General features: G+C 66.8%; 17 protein-coding genes. 14 read left to right on the top strand and 3 right to left on the bottom strand.

Going from position 1 to position 18,823, the window contains the following annotated elements; genetic code table 11:
• The first annotated feature begins 19 nt into the window (after window positions 1-19).
• Window positions 20-247 carry a hypothetical protein gene (locus AncyloWKF20_RS21160; RefSeq protein WP_279315906.1) on the top strand — a complete coding sequence of 76 codons (228 nt, stop codon included), beginning with the start codon at window positions 20-22 and terminating at the stop codon, window positions 245-247.
• Window positions 247-636, top strand: coding sequence for a Fic family protein (locus AncyloWKF20_RS21155; RefSeq protein WP_279315905.1), 390 nt, complete (start codon window positions 247-249; stop codon window positions 634-636). The genes AncyloWKF20_RS21160 and AncyloWKF20_RS21155 overlap by 1 nt, the downstream gene beginning before the upstream one ends.
• A gap of 5 nt (window positions 637-641) precedes the next feature.
• Here AncyloWKF20_RS21155 and sthA read toward each other — a convergent pair whose 3' ends face one another.
• The gene (gene sthA / locus AncyloWKF20_RS21150; protein ID WP_279315904.1) at window positions 642-2,036 is read right to left on the bottom strand and encodes a Si-specific NAD(P)(+) transhydrogenase; all 1,395 of its coding nucleotides are present in this window, start codon (window positions 2,034-2,036) and stop codon (window positions 642-644) included.
• A gap of 187 nt (window positions 2,037-2,223) precedes the next feature.
• Between sthA and AncyloWKF20_RS21145 the strand changes: the two genes are divergently transcribed.
• The gene (locus AncyloWKF20_RS21145) at window positions 2,224-2,883 is read left to right on the top strand and encodes an XRE family transcriptional regulator (protein WP_279315903.1); all 660 of its coding nucleotides are present in this window, start codon (window positions 2,224-2,226) and stop codon (window positions 2,881-2,883) included.
• A gap of 150 nt (window positions 2,884-3,033) precedes the next feature.
• On the opposite strand, the gene AncyloWKF20_RS21140 is transcribed toward AncyloWKF20_RS21145, so the two are convergent.
• On the bottom strand, window positions 3,034-4,470 hold the full coding sequence (locus AncyloWKF20_RS21140) for a short-chain fatty acyl-CoA regulator family protein (protein ID WP_279315902.1): 1,437 nt from the start codon (window positions 4,468-4,470) through the stop codon (window positions 3,034-3,036).
• Window positions 4,471-4,803: 333 nt separating this feature from the next.
• On the opposite strand from AncyloWKF20_RS21140, the gene AncyloWKF20_RS21135 reads away from it, so the two are divergent.
• From AncyloWKF20_RS21135 to AncyloWKF20_RS21090, 10 genes are all read left to right on the top strand, one after another.
• Window positions 4,804-6,336, top strand: coding sequence for an acyl-CoA carboxylase subunit beta (locus tag AncyloWKF20_RS21135; protein ID WP_279315901.1), 1,533 nt, complete (start codon window positions 4,804-4,806; stop codon window positions 6,334-6,336).
• 133 nt (window positions 6,337-6,469) lie between these two features.
• Entirely contained in the window at window positions 6,470-8,485 is a 2,016-nt protein-coding gene (locus AncyloWKF20_RS21130) for an acetyl/propionyl/methylcrotonyl-CoA carboxylase subunit alpha (RefSeq protein WP_279315900.1), read from the top strand.
• Window positions 8,486-8,535: 50 nt separating this feature from the next.
• The gene (locus AncyloWKF20_RS21125; RefSeq protein WP_279315899.1) at window positions 8,536-10,395 is read left to right on the top strand and encodes a methylmalonyl-CoA mutase family protein; all 1,860 of its coding nucleotides are present in this window, start codon (window positions 8,536-8,538) and stop codon (window positions 10,393-10,395) included.
• A gap of 57 nt (window positions 10,396-10,452) precedes the next feature.
• Window positions 10,453-10,839, top strand: a complete 387-nt coding sequence (locus AncyloWKF20_RS21120; protein ID WP_279315898.1) for a hypothetical protein — start codon at window positions 10,453-10,455, stop codon at window positions 10,837-10,839.
• Between the two features lie 34 nt (window positions 10,840-10,873).
• Window positions 10,874-13,027, top strand: coding sequence for a methylmalonyl-CoA mutase (gene scpA, locus AncyloWKF20_RS21115; protein WP_279315897.1), 2,154 nt, complete (start codon window positions 10,874-10,876; stop codon window positions 13,025-13,027).
• A gap of 231 nt (window positions 13,028-13,258) precedes the next feature.
• Complete coding sequence (locus tag AncyloWKF20_RS21110) at window positions 13,259-13,996, top strand: GntR family transcriptional regulator (RefSeq protein WP_279315896.1); 738 nt, start codon at window positions 13,259-13,261, stop codon at window positions 13,994-13,996.
• 3 nt (window positions 13,997-13,999) lie between these two features.
• Window positions 14,000-14,791 carry a transporter substrate-binding domain-containing protein gene (locus AncyloWKF20_RS21105; protein WP_279315895.1) on the top strand — a complete coding sequence of 264 codons (792 nt, stop codon included), beginning with the start codon at window positions 14,000-14,002 and terminating at the stop codon, window positions 14,789-14,791.
• A gap of 58 nt (window positions 14,792-14,849) precedes the next feature.
• Entirely contained in the window at window positions 14,850-15,521 is a 672-nt protein-coding gene (locus tag AncyloWKF20_RS21100) for an amino acid ABC transporter permease (RefSeq protein ID WP_279315894.1), read from the top strand.
• A gap of 10 nt (window positions 15,522-15,531) precedes the next feature.
• Complete coding sequence (locus AncyloWKF20_RS21095; RefSeq protein ID WP_279315893.1) at window positions 15,532-16,191, top strand: amino acid ABC transporter permease; 660 nt, start codon at window positions 15,532-15,534, stop codon at window positions 16,189-16,191.
• Window positions 16,169-16,897 (top strand): amino acid ABC transporter ATP-binding protein, encoded by a 729-nt coding sequence (locus AncyloWKF20_RS21090; RefSeq protein WP_279315892.1) that lies wholly within the window; start codon window positions 16,169-16,171, stop codon window positions 16,895-16,897. The genes AncyloWKF20_RS21095 and AncyloWKF20_RS21090 overlap by 23 nt, the downstream gene beginning before the upstream one ends.
• Here the strand turns inward: AncyloWKF20_RS21090 and AncyloWKF20_RS21085 are convergent.
• Window positions 16,887-17,843 carry a LysR family transcriptional regulator gene (locus tag AncyloWKF20_RS21085; RefSeq protein ID WP_279315891.1) on the bottom strand — a complete coding sequence of 319 codons (957 nt, stop codon included), beginning with the start codon at window positions 17,841-17,843 and terminating at the stop codon, window positions 16,887-16,889. The two genes, AncyloWKF20_RS21090 and AncyloWKF20_RS21085, sit on opposite strands and share 11 nt — an antisense overlap.
• A gap of 142 nt (window positions 17,844-17,985) precedes the next feature.
• On the opposite strand from AncyloWKF20_RS21085, the gene AncyloWKF20_RS21080 reads away from it, so the two are divergent.
• Entirely contained in the window at window positions 17,986-18,819 is an 834-nt protein-coding gene (locus tag AncyloWKF20_RS21080) for an alpha/beta hydrolase (protein WP_279315890.1), read from the top strand.
• Window positions 18,820-18,823: the final 4 nt, after the last annotated feature.

Below are 18,823 nucleotides of genomic sequence, written 5' to 3'. Positions count from 1 at the left end.
TCCTCGCTATATTACTTTCATGAACACCGCTCGTGACCTTCGCCTGACCCAAGTTGACGCGACCGCCGGAGAAGACCGGCGCGCTCGGGACAGCGATGCTGACGCAGGTCTCGCCCGCACCAATGCCGCCCTTAGCGAAGGCGGCATCGATTATAAGGTTGAACCCGGTCAGGACTTCGACGCCAAGGCCTTCACCAAAGCCGCGCTCAAGCGGTGGCAGAAGGTGGCCGCGCGCCTGGCTGAATAATGCCGCCGGAGCGGCTCTGGCTTGAGATCGCGCAAATCGAGGACATTGCCCGTGCGGTCGTCGAATCTTCCGGCGAGCCATATCTCCTGCGCGACGAAGGCCTATTGGAATCGGCGGTGATGGCGCCCCGCCAGCGTTGGCATTATGGCGCCGGGGATGATCCAGCCGCGCTTGGCCTGCATCTCGCGCTGGCAATTGCCCGCAATCACCCGTTCGAACAGGGCAACAAACGCGCGGCATGGTTTTCCATGCTCGCCTTCTTCGCGCTGAACGGGTTGGCGCTGAAAAACGAGGACGATCCCGCGCTCGCCGATCAATTCGTCGCCGTCATCACCGGCGAATTCGCGGCGGACGATCTGCTGAGCCGCCTCGACGTCACTCGTCTTTAGCCCCCTCACACCTTCGGCATGCGGTTCCAGGCGTCCAGGCCGGCGATCTTGTAGGCTTCGGCGAGGGTCGGGTAGTTGAAGGTGTTCTCGATGAAATAGTCGATCGTGCCCTTCAGGTTCAGCACCGCCTGGCCGATATGGATGAGCTCGGTCGCGCCTTCCCCTACGATATGCACGCCGAGCAGGCGGCGGGTCTTGGTCGAGAAGATCATCTTCATCATCCCGTTATTCAGCCCCATGATGTGGCCGCGCGAGGTCTCGCGGAAACGGGCGATGCCGCATTCATAGGGAATCTCGCGCCGGCGCACCTCTTCCTCGCTCATGCCGACGGTGGAGATTTCCGGCACCGCATAGATGCCATAGGGGAAGAACTCGGGCGGCGGCGGAGGCTCCAGCCCGAAAGCGTGGCAGGCGGCAAGGCGCCCCTGCTCCATGGAGGTGGAGGCGAGGCTCGGGAAGCCGATCACGTCGCCGGCGGCGTAGATATGCGGCACGCTGGTCTGCAGCGTCTTCGGCTCGACCGTGACGCGGCCGCGATGATCGACCGACAGCCCGGCAGCGCCGAGATTGAGCCGATCCGTGGCGCCGACGCGCCCGGCGGCGAAGAGCAGCATGTCGGACTGCACGGTGCGCCCGTCGGCCAGCTTGCAGATCGGCCGGTCGTCCTTGCCGAGTTCGATCGAGGTCACCGCCGAGCCGAGCCGCAGCCCGACATTGCGGTCGCGCAGCTCATGCACGAATTCCTCGATCAGCTCCTTGTCGATGAAGTCGAGGAAGGTGGCGCGCGGCTCGATCAGCGTCACCGCGACATCGAGCGCGCTGAAGATGCTGGCATATTCGACGCCGATCACCCCGGCGCCGATCACCGCGAGGCTGCGCGGCAGGCGCGGCAGCTCGACGATCTCGTCGCTGTCGAACACGCTGGTGCCGTTGAAGGGCACATAGTCCGGCCGGAAGGGCCGGGTGCCGCAGGCGATCAGCACATGCGCGCCGGTGACGCTGGAGACCTCACCGCTTTCGGTGGTGATCTCGATGCGGTGCGGATCGAGGAATCGCGCCTCGCCGCGCGCGGTCTTCACGCCATTGCGGCTGAACTGATGTTCGAGCACCTCGACCTCGTGATCGAGTGTCTTGTGCAGGCGGATCATCAAATCGGGCGCGCCGATATCCTGCTTCACCCGGTAGCCGCGGCCGTAGAAGCCGCGCTCGCGCCAGCCGGAGAGGTTCAGCACCGTCTCGCGCAGCGTCTTGGAGGGGATGGTGCCGGTGTGGACGGAGACACCGCCGACGCGGCGGCCCTTTTCCACCACCAGCACGGATTTGCCGATCTTGGCGGATTGCACGGCGGCGCGTCGTCCGGACGGGCCGCTGCCGATGACAATCATGTCGAAGTCGTACATGGAAGCGCCACTACCTGGAGGAAGCCGGGGATAGTTGAACCAAGTCGATGCACGATGAATGCCAAGGACCGATGACAGTCTTCAGCCCGCACCATTTCATCGCACCTAGCGGATTGGGCTTGCATTGGGCTTGCTTTTGCCGGTGAAACGTTTCCCATCGGGTGGGGCGGCGCGAGGGAGCAGGGCATTGAGCGAGGCGAAGCGGAGCAAGGGCAGGGTCGAGGATGTGGTGGAGGAGCTGAACACGGGTTCCGGCGCGCCGAACGCCAATGAGCGCACGCTGGAACAGGCGCTCGGCCTTCAGGTCCGCACCATCCGCCGCGATCTCGACCTCACCGTCTCCGATCTCGCCGCCGCCGCCGGCATCTCGGTCGGCATGCTCTCCAAGATCGAGAACGGGCTGATCTCGCCCTCGCTCTCCACGCTCCAGTCGATCTCCAACGTGCTGAACGTGCCGATCTCGACGCTGTTCTCCAGCTTCGAGGAGAAGCGCGACTGCTCCTTCGTGCCGGCGGGGCAAGGCGTGCATATCGAGCGGCGCGGCACCAAGGTCGGCCATCAATATGAGTTGCTCGGCCATGCGCTAGGCGGCGAGGTGGTGGTCGAGCCCTATCTCATCACGCTGAGCGAGGAAGCCGTGCCCTATACCGGCTTCCGCCATGCCGGGGTGGAGTTCATCCACATGCTCACCGGCGAGGTGAATTACCGCCACGGCGACCGCACCTACCATCTGCGCCCGGGCGATTCGCTGCTGTTCGATTCCGCCGGCACGCACGGGCCGGAGGAATTGCTGGTGCGGCCGATGACCTATCTGTCGATCATCATCTACCCCCGCGAGCCGCGCTGAGGCGGGGGGCTCGGCCTTAACCGTCATCCCGGACGGCCGCAGGCCGAGCCGGGATCGTGGCCCATGCGGGCATCGTCGCTGAAGGCCGGCGGCCCGCGATCCCGGCTCTGCGCTACGCTCCGGCCGGGATGACGATGGCCGTGCGCCCCCTCACCCCTCCCTGACCGCGAAGGGCACCACGCCCCGGCGGTCCGGGTCGAGCACGATGTCGCGGTCGAGTGGGGGGAAGGCGCGTTCGGGGCAGTTGGGGCGCGGGCAGATGCGGCAATTCACGCCCAGCAGCGCCGGCGCGGCGCTGCGCAGATCGAGCCCATCGGCATAGACGAGCTCGGCCGCGTAAGAGAGCTCGCAGCCGATGCCGAGCGCGAAGCGGCGTTCTCGCGCGCCGAAGCGCGTGGCGGGCTTGGAGGCGCCGCGGGCGAGGCAGAGATAACGCACCCCGTCCGGCATGGCGCCGATCTGCACCAGCGTGCGGGCCGGCTGCTCGAACGCCTCGTGCACGTTCCATACCGGGCAGGCGCCGCCATAGCGGGCGAACTGGAAGCGCGTCGCGCTGTGCCGCTTGATGACATTGCCGGCGCGGTCGACCTTGAGGAAATAGAACGGAATGCCCTTTTCCCCCGGCCGCTGCAGGGTGGAGAGCCGGTGGCACACCTGTTCCAGGCTCGCCCCGGTGACGAGGCTGAGCAGATCGAGGTCGTGCCGCTTCTCGCGCGCCAGCCGGGCGAAGCGCCGATAGGGCAGTATCAGGGCACCGGCATAGTAGTTCTGCAAGGAAAGCCGGCAGACCTCGCGCGCGGTGGGCGAGCGAAAGCCGGCGTCGATCACATGCTGGTCGATCAACTCGCTCTGCTCGAAACGGGCGATCAGCGCGGCGAGGCGGAAGGCGCGGCTCGCCGGATCAAGGGTGCGCGCCAGCGTCGCCACCCGGCGGTAGCGGTCATAGGCGACGAGCGGGGCGTCGGCCTCCTCGGCTGGGGCGAGGTCCACCGTGATGTCGTGGCGCTGGCGCAGATGCTGGGCGAGCACGCGCGCGGCATCCTCGCGGGCGAAGAGATCCAGCGCCTCCGCCCGCTCCTCCGCCGCACGGTCGAGCCCGTCGACGTAATTGTCGATGTAATGGAAATGGTCGCGCACCTCCTCATAGGGCGCGAGGCTGCGCGTCTCGCCATCCACCTCGCGGGCGACCGAGACCACCGCATCGTCGAGCGCGGCGCGCCGCTCCTCCATGCGCCGCAGCGCGCCATGCAGGCGTAGAAAGGCATGGGCGAAGGCGGGGGCGTGGGTGGTGGCGTTCTTCAGGTCCTGCAGGCTCGGCTCCAGCCCGCGAAACACCGGGTCGGCCAGCGCCTCGCGCAGATCGGCGACGATGCGGTCGAGATCGTCGGCGCCGAAGCGGGTGATGTCGAGATCGAAGGTGCGGCTGATGGCGAGCAGCACCGCCGCCGTCACCGGGCGCTGGTTGCTCTCGATCTGGTTGATGTAGCTCGGCGACAGCGAGAGCCGCCGGGCGAAATCCATCTGCGTCAGCCCCTGCCGCTCGCGCAGATTGCGCACCGCATGGCCGGCGAAGACTTTCTTGGACATGATATTTCTTCCCGCAGAAGCCTCTCCCCTTTCCTCTCCCCGCCCGAACTCGGCTGTAGCCGAGTTCGACTCCCGGCAACCGAAGCCGGAAACATCCGGCTTCGACGGAGAGGTGGCCCGCGAAGCGGGTCGGTGAGGGCATAGCCGGTTGCGAAGCGTTGAGCCCCCTCACCCCAACCCTCTCCCCCACGGGGAGAGGGAGCAGCATCCGCGCCCCCACCGTCGATTTTGTGAAATTTTTACAGTTTCACGATCCGCATTTTCACAGCTTATGTTTTGTCCCGCAAGGGCCTAGAACATCCCCACAGCACCACCGCCCAAGGAGCCCGCGCCATGAAGCATATTCTGGATGAGCTGGAACAGCGCCGCGCCGGCGCCCGCCTTGGCGGCGGCGAGAAGCGTGTCGAGGCCCAGCACAAGCGCGGCAAGCTCACCGCCCGCGAGCGCATCGACCTCTTGCTCGACACCGGCTCCTTCGAGGAATTCGACACCTTCGTGCAGCACCGCTGCACCGATTTCGGCATGGAAAAGGTGAAGACCCCCGGCGACGGCGTCGTCACCGGCTGGGGCACGGTGAATGGTCGCAAGGTCTTCGTCTTCGCCAAGGACTTCACCGTGTTCGGCGGCTCGCTATCGGAAGCGCATGCGGCGAAGATCACCAAGATCCAGGACATGGCGCTGAAGACCCGCGCGCCGATCATCGGCCTGTTCGATGCCGGCGGGGCGCGCATCCAGGAAGGCGTCGCCGCGCTCGGCGGCTATGGCGAGGTGTTCCGGCGCAATGTGCTGGCCTCCGGCGTCATCCCGCAGATTTCCGTCATCATGGGCCCCTGCGCCGGCGGCGACGTCTATTCCCCCGCCATGACCGACTTCATCTTCATGGTGCGCGACAGCTCCTACATGTTCGTCACCGGGCCGGATGTGGTGAAGACCGTCACCAACGAGACCGTGACGTCGGAGGAACTCGGCGGCGCCAAGGTCCACACCTCGAAATCCTCCGTCGCCGACGGCGCCTATGAGAATGATGTCGAGTGCCTGTTGCAGATGCGCCGGCTGATCGACTTCCTGCCCGCCAGCAACCTCTCCGGCGTGCCGGCCTGGCCGAGCTATGACGATGGCGAGCGGCTCGACCCCTCGCTCGACACGCTGGTGCCGGACAATCCGAACAAGCCCTATGACATGAAGGAGCTGATCGCCAAGGTGGTCGACGAGGGCGACTTCTTCGAGATTCAGGCGGCCTTTGCGAAGAACATCCTCACCGGCTTCGGCCGCGTCGAGGGCAAGACGGTCGGCATCGTCGCCAACCAGCCCATGGTGCTGGCCGGCGTGCTGGATTCCGACGCCTCGCGCAAGGCCGCCCGCTTCGTGCGCTTCTGCGACGCCTTCGAGATCCCGATCGTGACCTTCGTCGACGTGCCCGGCTTCCTGCCCGGCACGGCGCAGGAATATGGCGGGCTGATCAAACACGGCGCCAAGCTGCTGTTTGCCTATAGCCAAGCCACCGTGCCGCTGGTCACCGTCATCACCCGCAAGGCTTTTGGCGGCGCCTATGACGTGATGGCCTCCAAGCATGTCGGCGGCGATGTGAACTATGCCTGGCCGACCGCGCAGATCGCGGTGATGGGCGCCAAAGGGGCGGTGGAGATCATCTTCCGCGCCGACATCGACGATCCCGAGAAGATCGCCGCGCGCACCAGGGAATATGAGGAGCGCTTCCTCTCGCCCTTTGTCGCCGCCGAGCGCGGCTATATCGACGAGGTGATCGCCCCGCGCTCCACCCGCAAACGCATCGCCCGCGCGCTCGCCATGCTCGCCTCGAAGAAGGTCGAGACGCCCATGAAGAAGCACGACAATCTGCCGCTCTAGCGCAACGTCATGCCCGGGCCTGGCCCGGGCATCCACGACGTCCGCCTGAGCAGCGACAAGACATGGATGGCCGGGCCAAGCCCGGCCATGACGACCGGACCGAGTGAAGCCGCGCTACCAGAGGCCGCAGCCCATGTTCTCCAAGATCCTCATCGCCAACCGTGGCGAAATCGCCTGCCGGGTCATCAAGACCGCGCGGCGCATGGGCATCAAGACCGTCGCGGTCTATTCCGATGCCGACAAGGACGCGCTGCATGTGGAGATGGCGGACGAGGCGGTGCATATCGGCCCCGCCCCCGCCGCGCAGTCCTATCTGGTCATCGACAAGATCATCGAGGCCTGCCGGCAGACCGGGGCCGAGGCGGTGCATCCCGGCTATGGCTTCCTCTCCGAGCGCGCCGCCTTCGCGCAGGCGCTGAAGGAGGCCAGTATCGTCTTCATCGGGCCCAACCCGCAAGCCATCGAGGCGATGGGCGACAAGATCGAATCCAAGAAGGCGGCGGCGGCGGCGAATGTCTCCACCGTGCCGGGCTATCTCGGCGTGATCGAGGATGCCGGCCACGCCGCCCGCATCGCCGACGAGATCGGCTATCCCGTGATGATCAAGGCCTCGGCCGGTGGCGGCGGCAAGGGCATGCGCATCGCGAATTCCCGCGACGAGGTGCAGGAAGGGTTCGATCGCGCCCGCTCGGAGGCCAAATCCTCCTTCGGCGATGACCGGGTGTTCGTCGAGAAGTTCATCGTCGAGCCGCGCCACATCGAAATTCAGGTGCTCGGCGACAAGCACGGCAATGTCATCTATCTCGGCGAGCGCGAATGCTCGATCCAGCGCCGCAACCAGAAGGTCATCGAGGAAGCCCCCTCCCCGCTGCTCGACGAGGCGACCCGTCGCAAGATGGGCGAGCAGGCGGTCGCGCTGGCCAAGGCGGTGAACTACGATTCCGCCGGCACGGTGGAGTTCGTCGCCGGGCAGGACAAGTCGTTCTATTTCCTCGAAATGAACACCCGCCTTCAGGTCGAGCACCCCGTCACGGAGCTGGTAACCGGCATCGACCTCGTCGAGCAGATGATCCGCGTCGCGGCGGGCGAGCCCCTGTCCATCACGCAGGACGCGGTGAAGCTCACCGGCTGGGCGGTGGAAAGCCGCGTCTATGCCGAGGATCCCTATCGCGGCTTCCTGCCCTCCATTGGCCGGCTCACCCGCTACCGCCCCCCGGCGGAGAGCGTGAGCGAGGGCGTCACCGTGCGCAACGATACCGGCGTCTATGAGGGCGGCGAAATCTCGCTGTTCTACGACCCGATGATCGCCAAGCTTGTCACCCACGCCCCGACGCGCGCGGCGGCCATCGCAGCGCAATCGGAGGCGCTCGACGCCTTCGTCATTGATGGCATCCAGCACAATATCCCCTTCCTCGCCGCGCTGATGGACCATCCGCGCTGGAAGGAAGGGCGGCTTTCCACCGGCTTCATCGCCGAGGAATATCGCGCGGGCTTCCTAGGTGCGGCGCTGACCCCGGCGCTCGCCCGCAAGCTGGCGGCGGTGGCGGCCGTGATCGACAATGTCGGCAATGCCCGCAAGCGCAAGATCAGCGGTCAGCTCGCGGGCCGGGCGGTGGTGTTCGAGCATCAGCGCGTGGTGCGCATCGGCGATCTCGCTTTGCGCTGCGAGGTCGACCGCGCGGCCGGCGGCTTCATCGTCACCTTCCTGGATGAATCCGGCCGCCCCGCCGGCACGCATGAGTTGCGCTCCGGCTGGCATCCCGGCGAGCCGGTGTGGAACGGCGTTTATGACGAGGAGGCGCTGGCCGTGCAGGTGCGCCCCCGCCTCAATGGCGTCAGCCTCGCCTATCGCGGCGTGGCGGTGGAGGCGGTGGTCTACACCAACCGCGAAGCCGAGCTTGCCGCCCTCATGCCGGAGAAGCAGCAGGCCGGAAGCGGCAAGCAGCTGCTCTGCCCGATGCCCGGCCTCGTCGTCTCCATCGCGGTGAGCGAGGGACAGGAGGTGAAGGCCGGCGAGGCGCTCGCCATCGTCGAGGCAATGAAGATGGAAAACGTGCTGCGCGCCGAGCGCGACGCGACGGTGAAAACCATCCTCGCCAAGGCGGGCGACAGCCTCGCCGTCGACGCCGTCATTCTGGAGTTCGCCTGAGCCCGCACACACTGCACTGACACGCCGCTTTTCCTGGACGGACTGCACTGATGCTCCACCTCACTGCACCGACACTCCACGACTTTCCGCCCGCCACGCGGGCCGATTGGCTGAAGCTCGTCGAGGCTGTTCTGAAGGGCGCTCCGTACGAAAAGCGGATGCAGACGGTAACCTATGACCGCATCACGCTGGACGCCCTGCCTGAGCGCCGGGGCGACGCCGCTCCCATCGCCGGGCGGCCGGCCGGGGCGCCGTGGCAGGTGATCACACGGGTCGACCACGACGACCCGGCTTTGGCAAATCAGCAGATATTGGAAGACCTTAACGGCGGCGCCAGCGGCATCTCGCTGGTCTTCGCCTCCGCTCCCTCCGCCCGTGGCTTCGGCCTGCCCCTGAGCCATGAGGGCCTGGCAGCGACGCTCAAGGACGTGCTGCCGGAACTGGTTACCATCCGCATCGAGGCGGGCCGCTATCAGGGCCGCGACGTCGCGCTGGCGCTGGCCCGGCTCTATGAAGGGGTGGCGGCGGACAAGCTCGACATCCGCTTCGGGCTCGACCCGATCGGCGATTTCGCCGCCTTAGGCGCCGCACCCATTGAATGGGACGGGCTGTCGGCGCGTCTCGGCCAGACTGTCAACACCTTGATCTCGCGTGGCTTTTCCCAGCCGATGGTGCGCGCGGACGGGCGCCTGCACCACGAGGGCGGGGCGTCGGACGCGCAGGAACTCGCCGCCGTGCTCGCCACCGCGCTGGCGTATCTCAGGGCGCTGGAAGCCGCCGGGCTCAGTCTCGAACAGGCCGCCGCCTGTATCGAGGTCACACTGACCGCCGATACCGACCAGTTCGCCACTCAGGCCAAGCCCCGCGCCTTCCGCCAGCTCTGGGCGGCGCTGCTGAAAGCCTGCGGCGTCGAGGGTGTGCCGGTCGCGATCCATATGGAGACCGCGTGGCGCTCGCTCACCCGGTTCGACCCCTATGTGAACCTCCTGCGCGGCACCATCGCCGCCTTCGCGGCCGGTGTCGGCGGCGCTAACAGCTTGAGCGTGTTGCCTTTTACGCAAGCCCTCGGCCTACCTGACGCCAGCGCCCGGCGGCTCGCGCGCAACACGCAGATCATCCTCATCGAGGAAGCCAACATCCACCGCGTCGCCGATCCCGGCGCCGGGGCGGGCGCTATCGAGGAGCGCACCGAGCAGCTCGCCGCCACCGGCTGGGAGCTGTTTCGTGCCATTGAGCGCGAGGGCGGCATGGTGGAGAGCCTCACCTCCGGCGCCTGGCAGCGCCGCCTCAAAGCGACCCGCGAGCAGCGCGCCAGGGACATCGCCACGCGCCGCTTACCCCTTACGGGAACATCGGAATTTCCGCTTTTGGGCGAGGCGGTGCCGGCGGTCCTCGCCCCCGCGCCCCGTCTTCCCCACGAGGCGCCGACCGAGGGCGCGCTGCTGAGCGATCCGGTGTTACCCTACCGCGACGCGGAGCCCTTCGAGGCGCTGCGCGCGGCGGCGCTTGCCACCCATCCGGCGCCGACCGTCTTCCTCGCCCCGCTCGGCACGCCCGCCGACTACACCGCCCGCCTCGGTTTCGCCCGCGCCGCCTTCGAAGCCGGCGGCATTGCCACGGTGACCACGGAGACCCCGACGGACCTCGCAGCGGCCTTCCGCGCCTCCGGTGCCCGCATCGCCTGCCTGTGCGGCTCGGACGAACTCTATGAATCGCAAGGACTTAACATTGCCGCCGCGCTGAAAGAGGTCGGCGCGACGGCGCTCTATCTCGCCGGCCGGCCGGGCGCGCAGGAAGCGGCGTGGCAGGCGGCGGGCGTTGAGGGGTATTTTTATACCGGATGCGATTTGCTGGCGGCGCTCAATGCCGTGCAGTCACGGCTCGGTGTGCGGCGGGGAGCGGAACCATGACCCCACGCGCCGGTTTCCCTGAGGGCGGGCAAAGGACCGCGAACTCAGGGAAATGCCATGATCACGCTGAAACACGCCTTGGGCGGCGCGGCGATCGGGGCCATGCTGGTGCTGCCGGTAATGGCCCAGGACACGACCGCTTCCGCCGATATCGGCCGGCACGACGGCATTTGGCAGGTCGCCACCGTGCCGGCCACCGGGCCGTGCTCGAAGCGCATGGAATTCAAGCTGGCGGTGGAAGATGGCCAGATCAGCTATGGTGGTATGATACCGGTAGCGGAAGCCAGCGGCTCGGTGAACCCGCTGGGCGCCATCGTCATTCGCGTGGTGCGCGGGGACGAGACGGTGGACGCGACCGGGCTGGTGCGCGGCGATACGGCTTCGGGCCAATGGGTCTCGCCGGTGAAGAACTGCACGGGGTCGTGGGTGGCGCGCAAGGCTTGAGGCGCCCGGCTCACCGCCCTCAGGAGGGCGTCCGATGAGCCGCATCCCCGATTTCTCCAGCCTCGGCTGGACCCCGCCGCGGCTCGACGCCCCGGCCTCGGGCGAGGTCTGGATGACCCCGGAGCACATCCCGGTCAAGCCCGTCTATGGCCTGCAAGATATTGAGGGACTTGGCTTTATCGACAGCTATCCCGGCCTCGCGCCCTTCCTGCGCGGGCCGTACCCGACCATGTTCGCGACCCAGCCCTGGACCATCCGGCAATATGCCGGCTTCTCCACGGCGGAGGATTCCAACGCCTTCTACCGGCGCAACCTCGCCGCCGGGCAGAAGGGCCTGTCGGTCGCCTTCGACCTCGCCACCCATCGTGGCTATGACAGCGACCACCCGCGCGTCGCCGGCGATGTCGGCATGGCAGGCGTCGCCATCGATTCCATCTACGACATGCGCACGCTGTTCTCCGGCATCCCGCTCGACCAGATGAGCGTGTCGATGACGATGAACGGTGCGGTGTTACCTGTGCTCGCGCTCTATGTCGTCGCGGCGGAGGAGCAGGGCGTGCGGCCAGCCCAGCTCTCCGGGACCATCCAGAACGACATCCTCAAGGAGTTCATGGTCCGCAACACCTATATCTACCCGCCGACGCCTTCCATGCGCATCATCTCCGACATTTTCGCCTTTACTTCCAAGGAGATGCCGCGCTTCAACTCGATCTCGATCTCTGGCTATCACATGCAGGAAGCCGGGGCGACGCAGGATCTGGAGCTCGCCTACACGCTCGCCGACGGGTTGGAATATGCCCGCGCCGGCATCAAGGCGGGCCTGCCCATCGACGCCTTCGCGCCGCGCCTGTCCTTCTTCTGGGCGATCGGCATGAACTTCTTCATGGAAGTGGCGAAGCTGCGCGCCGCCCGGCTGATCTGGACGCGGCTGATGACGGATCTCGGCGCGCAGAACCCGAAGTCGCTGCCGCTGCGCACCCATTCGCAGACCTCGGGCTGGAGCCTCACCGCGCAGGACGTGTTCAACAATGTCATGCGCACCATGGTGGAGGCGATGGCGGCGACGCAGGGCCTTACCCAGTCGCTGCACACCAATGCGCTCGACGAAGCCCTTGCCCTGCCAACGGATTTTTCCGCCCGCATCGCCCGCAACACGCAGATCCTCCTGCAACAGGAGAGCGGCACCACTCGCGCCATCGACCCCTGGGGCGGCTCCTTCTATGTCGAGCGCCTGACCGCTGATCTCGCCGCCAAGGCGCTCGCCCACATCGCCGAGGTCGAGGCGCTCGGCGGCATGGCCAAGGCCATCGACGCCGGCATCCCCAAGCTGCGCATCGAGGAAGCCGCCGCCACCACACAGGCGCGGATCGATTCCGGCATGCAGACCGTTGTCGGGGTAAATAAATACCTCTCCGAGCGGGAGGACGCCATCGACGTGCTCCGGGTCGACAATTCCGCCGTGCGCGGCGCCCAGCTGGAGAAGCTGCGGCGCCTCAAGGCCGAGCGCGATCCTGTCGCCTTGAACGCCGCCCTTGAGGCGCTGCAAAATGGCGCCGCCGGCAATGGCAACCTGCTGGCGCTCGCCATCGACGCGGCGCGCGCCAAGGCGACGGTGGGCGAGATTTCCGATGCGCTGGAGCGCGTCTTCGGCCGGCACCGGGCGGAAATCCGCGCGGTGACAGGGGTTTACAAGAGGGAGGCTGGCGCCATGACCGACAAGGTGGCCCGCGTGCGGGCGCGCGTCGATGCCTTCGAGCACGAGGAAGGTCGCCGCCCGCGCATCCTCGTCGCCAAGGTCGGGCAGGATGGCCACGACCGCGGCCAGAAGGTTATCGCCTCCGCCTTCGCCGATCTCGGCTTCGACGTCGATATCGGCCCCCTCTTCGCCACGCCCGAGGAAGCCGCGCGGCAGGCGGTGGAGAATGACGTGCATGTCATCGGCATCTCGTCGCTGGCCGCCGGGCATCTCACCCTGGTGCCGCAGGTAAAGGCGGCGCTGGCGGCGGAAGGGCGGCCGGACATCATGATCGTCGTCGGTGGAGTCGTACCTCCGCAGGATTACGACGCCGTCTTCGCCGCCGGGGCGGAAGCGATCTACCCGCCCGGCACGGTGATCGCGGATGCCGCGGCCGAGCTGGTGGAGAAGCTGGCCGACCGGCTCGGGCACGCCAAGGCGGCGGCGGAGTAGACATCGGGCCGCTGAATGCTGACCGAAAACGCGCCATGAGCGACGCTCAAACGCGCAGGCGTCTTTCACGCCCGGAGGGAGGACTGACGTCCGCGTCGGCACGCAGCATCGCTATAGCATTGTAATTGCTGAAGATTTCGCGCCCGACGGCCGTCCCCCGCATGGGTAGGCCACCTCCTTGGCACGCCCATTGCTTACAAGCCTTGTATACAAGTTTTGTAGGCAAGCGTGATGAACCCGGCCACGGCCAATATCGAAGAAGCCATCCTGTCGGCCATCCTTGCCGGGCGCATCGCGCCGGGCACAAGGCTGGGCGAGCAGAAGCTGGCGGATCTGTTCAGCGTGTCGCGCACCCGCGTGCGCGAGGCGATGATGCGGCTGGAAACGCGCGGCGTGGTGCAGGTCAGCGCCCGGCGCGGCTGGTATGTCGTCGAGCCCTCCGCCGAGGAAGCGCGCGAAGCCTTCCAGACCCGCCGGGTGATCGAGGTCGGCCTCCTTCAGACGCTGCAATCCGTCCCGCCGGCGGTACTTGAAAGCCTTCAGGCCCATATCGCCATCGAGCGCGATGCCGTCGCCTCGGGCGACGTCCATGCCCGCACCTGCCTGCTCGGCGACTTCCACATCCATCTAGCGGATGCGCTGGGCAACCGCCTGCTGACCGAGATCATCCGCGACCTCACGGCGCGCACAACGCTGATCTCGATGCTCTACCAGCCGACCGAGAAGGCCGAGGAATCGAGCCACGACCATGAGGACATCGTCGCCGCCATGGCGGCGGGCGATCTCGCCCGCGCGGCGCGGCTGATGGGCGAGCACATCACCAAGGTCGAGGCCGGGCTCGACCTGACCACCAAGCCGGACCCGCTGGCGGGCCTGCGCGAATTGCTCTCGCCGACCACCTTCACGGGCAACGCCCCGTCCGTACCGCATACCCATCCGCATCATCATACCGCACACAGAGAGGACTGAGTCATGAACCGTCGTACCCTTCTCGCCCTCGCCGCCGGCGCGCTGGTCGCCGCCGCCGCGCAGCTCCCGCTTCCGGCCCACGCCGACGCGCTCGCCACCATCGAGACCAACAAGGTCATCCGCATCGCCGTCCCGCAGGACTTCCCGCCCTTCGGCAGCGTCGGCGCCGACATGCAGCCCAAGGGGTATGATGTTGATGTCGCCAAGCTGATCGCCGACAAGCTCGGCGTGAAGCTGGAGCTGGTGCCGGTCACCAGCGCCAACCGCATTCCGTATCTGCAGACCAACAAGGTCGATCTGGTCATCTCCTCGCTCGGCAAGAACCCTGACCGCGAGAAGGTGATCGACTTCTCCGCCGCCTATGCGCCTTTCTACAATGGCGTTTTCGGCCCGGCGGACGTCGCGGTGAAGGACGCCGCCGGCCTTTCGGGCAAGACGGTCGGCGTGACGCGCGGCGCGGTGGAGGATCTGGAACTCACCAAGATCGCCCCGGCGGATGTCACCATCAAGCGGTATGAAGATAATAACGGCACCATCTCCGCCTTCCTGTCGGGCCAGGTCGAGCTGGTCGCCACCGGCAATGTGGTCGCCGCCGCGATCCTGGAGCGCAACCCGCCCAAGCGCCCGGAGATCAAGTTCCTCATCAAGAACTCGCCCTGCTACATCGGCCTGAACAAGAACGAGCCCGCCCTGCTCGCCAAGGTGGACGCCATCATCGCCACCGCCAAGAAGGACGGCGCGCTCGAGGCGATCGCCCAGAAGTGGCTCGGCACCAAGCTCCCCGCCGATCTCTGATCCGCCCCGCCGGGTCGCCGCCCTGGCGGCCCGGCGCACCCGCTCGGGAGACTCCGGCATGGCTTACAGCTTCGATTTCGGCTGGATCGGCGCCTATTGGCCGGTCCTCACCAAGGGCATCGGCATCACCGTTGAACTCACGCTGGTCGGCGGCCTGCTGGGCGTCACCTTCGGCATCTTCTGCGCCTGGGCCCGCGCGCTGGGGCCAAGCTATCTGCGCCCGCTCGTCGCCGCCTATGTCGAGCTGATCCGCAACACGCCCTTCCTGATCCAGCTCTTCTTCATCTTCTTCGGCCTGCCCGCGCTCGGCCTGCGCATGGGCGAGCTGCCGGCGGCCAACCTCGCCATGGTGATCAATCTCGGCGCCTATAGCTGCGAGATCATCCGCGCCGGTATCCAGGCGACGCCGCGGGGCCAGTTCGAGGCCGGGGCGAGCCTCGGCATGAGCCGGATCGAGACCTTCCGCCATGTCGTGCTGATACCGTCACTCCAGCGCATCTGGCCGGCGCTGTCCTCGCAGGTCGTCATCGTCATGCTCGGCTCGGCGGCGGTGTCGCAGATCGCGGCGGAGGATCTGACCTTCGCGGCCAATTTCATCCAGTCGCGCACCTTCCGCGCCTTCGAGGCTTATTTCGTCTCGACGCTGATCTACCTCGCCCTCGCCATCCTGCTGCGGCAGGCGCTGCGCGGACTGGGCTGGGTGCTGTTCCCCAAGCGCGCGGTACGGTGAGGAGGCGGCGATGAACGATTTCACCACCTGGGACATCCTGCGCAACCTGCTGCTCGCGGCGCGCTGGACCGTGCTGCTTTCCCTCGTCTCCTTCATCGGCGGCGCCATTGTCGGCGCGCTGCTCCTGCTGCTGCGCATCGGCAACAACCGGGCGGGACAGGCCTTCGTGAAGGTCTATGTCGAGCTCTTTCAGGGCACGCCGCTGCTGATGCAGCTCTTCCTCGCCTTCTTCGGCCTTGGCCTGTTCGGCATTGACGTGCCGGCCTGGCTCGCGGCGGGCGTCGCGCTCGTCCTATGGAGCGCGGCCTTCCTCACCGAAATCTGGCGCGGCTGCGTCGAGTCCATCACGCGCGGCCAGTGGGAAGCCTCCGCCAGCCTCGGCATGGGTTACATGCAGCAAATGCGCTGGGTGATCCTGCCGCAGGCGCTGCGCATCGCCGTGCCGCCCACCGTCGGCTTTTCCGTGCAGGTGGTGAAGGGCACGGCGCTGACCTCGATCATCGGCTTCGTGGAGCTGTCCAAGGCCGGTACGATGGTAACGAACGCCACCTTCGAGCCCTTCACCGTCTATGGCTTCGTGGCGTTGATCTATTTCTGCCTGTGCTGGCCGCTGTCCAAATCCTCGCAAATCCTCGAGAGGAAGCTCAATGTCGCTCATCGAAATCACTGAAGTGAAGAAGCGCTTCGGCGACAACGAAGTGCTGAAGGGCATCAATATCGACGTCGAGCCGGGCGAGGTGATCGCCATCATCGGCAAATCGGGTTCCGGCAAGTCGACGCTGCTGCGCTGCATCAACGGGCTGGAGACCATCGATGAGGGCTCGATCTCGGTGGCCGGCGCGCAATTGCTGCCGGACGAACTGCACCTCAAGGCGCTGCGCCTCAAGGTCGGCATGATCTTCCAGAGCTTCAACCTGTTCCCGCACCTCACCGCCGGGCGCAACGTCATCCTCTCGCAGATGGTGGTGAAGAAGACGCCGAAGGCTGAAGCCGAGGAGATGGCGAAGAAGATGCTCGAGCGTGTCGGCCTCGGGCACAAATTCGACGCCTATCCCGACCAGCTTTCCGGCGGCCAGCAGCAGCGCGTCGCCATTGCCCGCGCGCTCGCCATGCAGCCCATCGCCCTGCTCTGCGACGAGATCACCTCGGCACTCGACCCGGAACTGGTCAACGAGGTGCTGGCGGTGGTGAAGGAACTCGCGAGCGAGGGCATGACGCTGATGATGGTGACGCACGAAATGCGCTTCGCCCGCGACGTCTGCTCGCGTGTCGTCTTCATGCATCAGGGCCGCGTGCACGAGATCGGGCCGCCCGGCGAAGTGTTCGCCAACCCGAAGACGCCGGAGCTTCAGCAGTTTCTCGGCGTCACGCACTGACGCCGGGAACGGCGAAAAGCGACATCGCCGTGCCCGGCCGGCGATAGACCCGGTTGGTGGTGAACAGATCCGCCACCCAGTCGACGAAGACGCGCAATCGGCTGCTCAGATGCCGGTTCGGCGCGTAGACGACGTGCAGAACGACCGGTGCGCTGGTCCACTCCGGCAGCACGCGCACCAGCGCGCCGGCCTCGATATAGGGCAGGACGGTCGGCTCGATCGCCTGCGCGATGCCGAGACCCGCGAGCCCGGCGGCGAGATAGGCGGTGGAATCGTTGGTTGCCACCGTATAGGGCAGATCGAGGTCGTAGCTTTCCTCCCCGCGCATCACATCGAAGGCGATGCGCCGGCCGGTGCGGGCGCTGAAATAGCCGACCACCTTGTGGCCATGGGCCAGTTCGTCGGGGTGCGTGGGCATGCCGTGATCGGCTATATAGCGGGGGGCGGCGCACAACACGAGCCGCACCTCGCCGATGCGCCGGGCGATCAGGCTGGGGTCGACGAGATCGCCGCCGCGAATGGCGCAGTCGACATTCTCCGCCACCAAATCCACCGGCCGGTCGGACACGCCGAGATCGAGCGTGATGTCGGGATAGCGCGCATGGAAATCCGGCAGCGCCGGGATCAGCGCGAACAGCGCCAGCGATGAGGACACATCGACCCGCAGCCGCCCGGCGGGGCTGGTCTGCGAGCGCGTCATCGAGCCGTCGAGTTCGTCGAGATCGGAGAGCAGGGTCAATGCGCGTTCATAGTAAGCGGCCCCGTCGGGGGTGACGCCGACCCGGCGCGTCGTGCGATTGAGCAACTTGGTCCGCAGATGTGCCTCAAGCTGCTGGATCAGCTTGGTGACGGTGGGCTTGGGCATATCGAGCAGGTCGGCGGCGCGGGTGAAACTCCCCGACTCGACCACCCGCACATAGGCCCGCATCGCCGCAATCTGGTCCATTGGGAGCCCGTATTATTTCTGTATGTGAATAATGTAATCACATAGCTGCTATTTTTTCGCTAGATGCCTTGTCCTACATGTTGCTGCACCGCAATGCGGAAATCGGGTGGCTGAATTGTGCCACCCGCCGAAGGGTGGGCTTATGGAAACGCATTGGCAGGAACGGACGCTCGACTGTGGCGGCACGCCGCGGCAGGTGCGCGTCTATGCGCCGGCCAGCCCTGCATCAGCGCCGAACCGCCCGAAAACATCGCCCGCCATCGTGCTTCATCTGCATGGCGGGACCTTCACCTGCGGCGATCTCGACTGCAGCGTCGCCATCTGCCGAAGTTTGGCCGCGGCGGGCGCGACGGTGGTGTCGCTCGACTACCCCCTCGCACCGGAACACCCCTTCCCGGCCGCGCTCAATGTCAGCTACGCCGCGCTCGAGCTGCTGCATCGGCAGCGGACGACATGGGCCGGTCGCGGCGCCCGGCTGTTCGTCGCCGGCGAGGAGGCAGGAGCCAACATCGCCACGGCGCTGACACTGATGGCGCGCGACCAGCACCACCCGCCCATCGCCGGGCAGATCCTCATCTCGCCTATGCTGGACCCCTGCCTCGGCACAGGTTCGGTAAGGGCCGCCGGGGTGGGCGAAGCCGGCTGCCGCTGGGCGGATGGCTGGCATCTCTATCTCGGCTCGGCCGACAAGGCCGCCCACCCCTACGCCGCCCCGCTCGGCTCGCGCCGCCTCGGCGGCATTCCGCCGGCGCTCATCGTCACCTCCGATACCTGCCCGATGAGGGATGAGAGCGTGGCCTATGGGCGTCGCCTTACCGAATGCGGGGTCCAGGTCGAGGCCCATGTCGTGCGGGAGGAGGGAGACCCCGTGCTTCCCGGCACGGAACTGCCGCTCTGGGCCCACAACCTGACCTCGCTTTTCACCGCCTTTCTCGCCGGGGGATGCGTCCCGGCCGCCGCCACAATTCAGGCCTGAGGCC

The organism is Ancylobacter sp. WKF20, assembly GCF_029760895.1.
Classification (GTDB): Bacteria; Pseudomonadota; Alphaproteobacteria; order Rhizobiales; family Xanthobacteraceae; genus Ancylobacter.
This window is presented reverse-complemented; position numbering and strand designations above follow the sequence as displayed.

What these genes read in the sequence shown, in the direction of transcription:
- AncyloWKF20_RS21155 (WP_279315905.1), top strand. Translation starts at nt 247, where the DNA reads ATGCCGCCGGAGCGGCTCTGGCTTGAGATCGCGCAAATCGAGGACATT.
- AncyloWKF20_RS21085 (WP_279315891.1), bottom strand. Translation starts at nt 17,843, where the DNA reads ATGGACCAGATTGCGGCGATGCGGGCCTATGTGCGGGTGGTCGAGTCG.
- sthA (WP_279315904.1), bottom strand. Translation starts at nt 2,036, where the DNA reads ATGTACGACTTCGACATGATTGTCATCGGCAGCGGCCCGTCCGGACGA.
- AncyloWKF20_RS21125 (WP_279315899.1), top strand. Translation starts at nt 8,536, where the DNA reads ATGCTCCACCTCACTGCACCGACACTCCACGACTTTCCGCCCGCCACG.
- AncyloWKF20_RS21100 (WP_279315894.1), top strand. Translation starts at nt 14,850, where the DNA reads ATGGCTTACAGCTTCGATTTCGGCTGGATCGGCGCCTATTGGCCGGTC.
- AncyloWKF20_RS21160 (WP_279315906.1), top strand. Translation starts at nt 20, where the DNA reads ATGAACACCGCTCGTGACCTTCGCCTGACCCAAGTTGACGCGACCGCC.
- AncyloWKF20_RS21140 (WP_279315902.1), bottom strand. Translation starts at nt 4,470, where the DNA reads ATGTCCAAGAAAGTCTTCGCCGGCCATGCGGTGCGCAATCTGCGCGAG.
- AncyloWKF20_RS21130 (WP_279315900.1), top strand. Translation starts at nt 6,470, where the DNA reads ATGTTCTCCAAGATCCTCATCGCCAACCGTGGCGAAATCGCCTGCCGG.
- AncyloWKF20_RS21120 (WP_279315898.1), top strand. Translation starts at nt 10,453, where the DNA reads ATGATCACGCTGAAACACGCCTTGGGCGGCGCGGCGATCGGGGCCATG.
- scpA (WP_279315897.1), top strand. Translation starts at nt 10,874, where the DNA reads ATGAGCCGCATCCCCGATTTCTCCAGCCTCGGCTGGACCCCGCCGCGG.
- AncyloWKF20_RS21080 (WP_279315890.1), top strand. Translation starts at nt 17,986, where the DNA reads ATGGAAACGCATTGGCAGGAACGGACGCTCGACTGTGGCGGCACGCCG.
- AncyloWKF20_RS21135 (WP_279315901.1), top strand. Translation starts at nt 4,804, where the DNA reads ATGAAGCATATTCTGGATGAGCTGGAACAGCGCCGCGCCGGCGCCCGC.
- AncyloWKF20_RS21090 (WP_279315892.1), top strand. Translation starts at nt 16,169, where the DNA reads ATGTCGCTCATCGAAATCACTGAAGTGAAGAAGCGCTTCGGCGACAAC.
- AncyloWKF20_RS21110 (WP_279315896.1), top strand. Translation starts at nt 13,259, where the DNA reads ATGAACCCGGCCACGGCCAATATCGAAGAAGCCATCCTGTCGGCCATC.
- AncyloWKF20_RS21095 (WP_279315893.1), top strand. Translation starts at nt 15,532, where the DNA reads ATGAACGATTTCACCACCTGGGACATCCTGCGCAACCTGCTGCTCGCG.
- AncyloWKF20_RS21105 (WP_279315895.1), top strand. Translation starts at nt 14,000, where the DNA reads ATGAACCGTCGTACCCTTCTCGCCCTCGCCGCCGGCGCGCTGGTCGCC.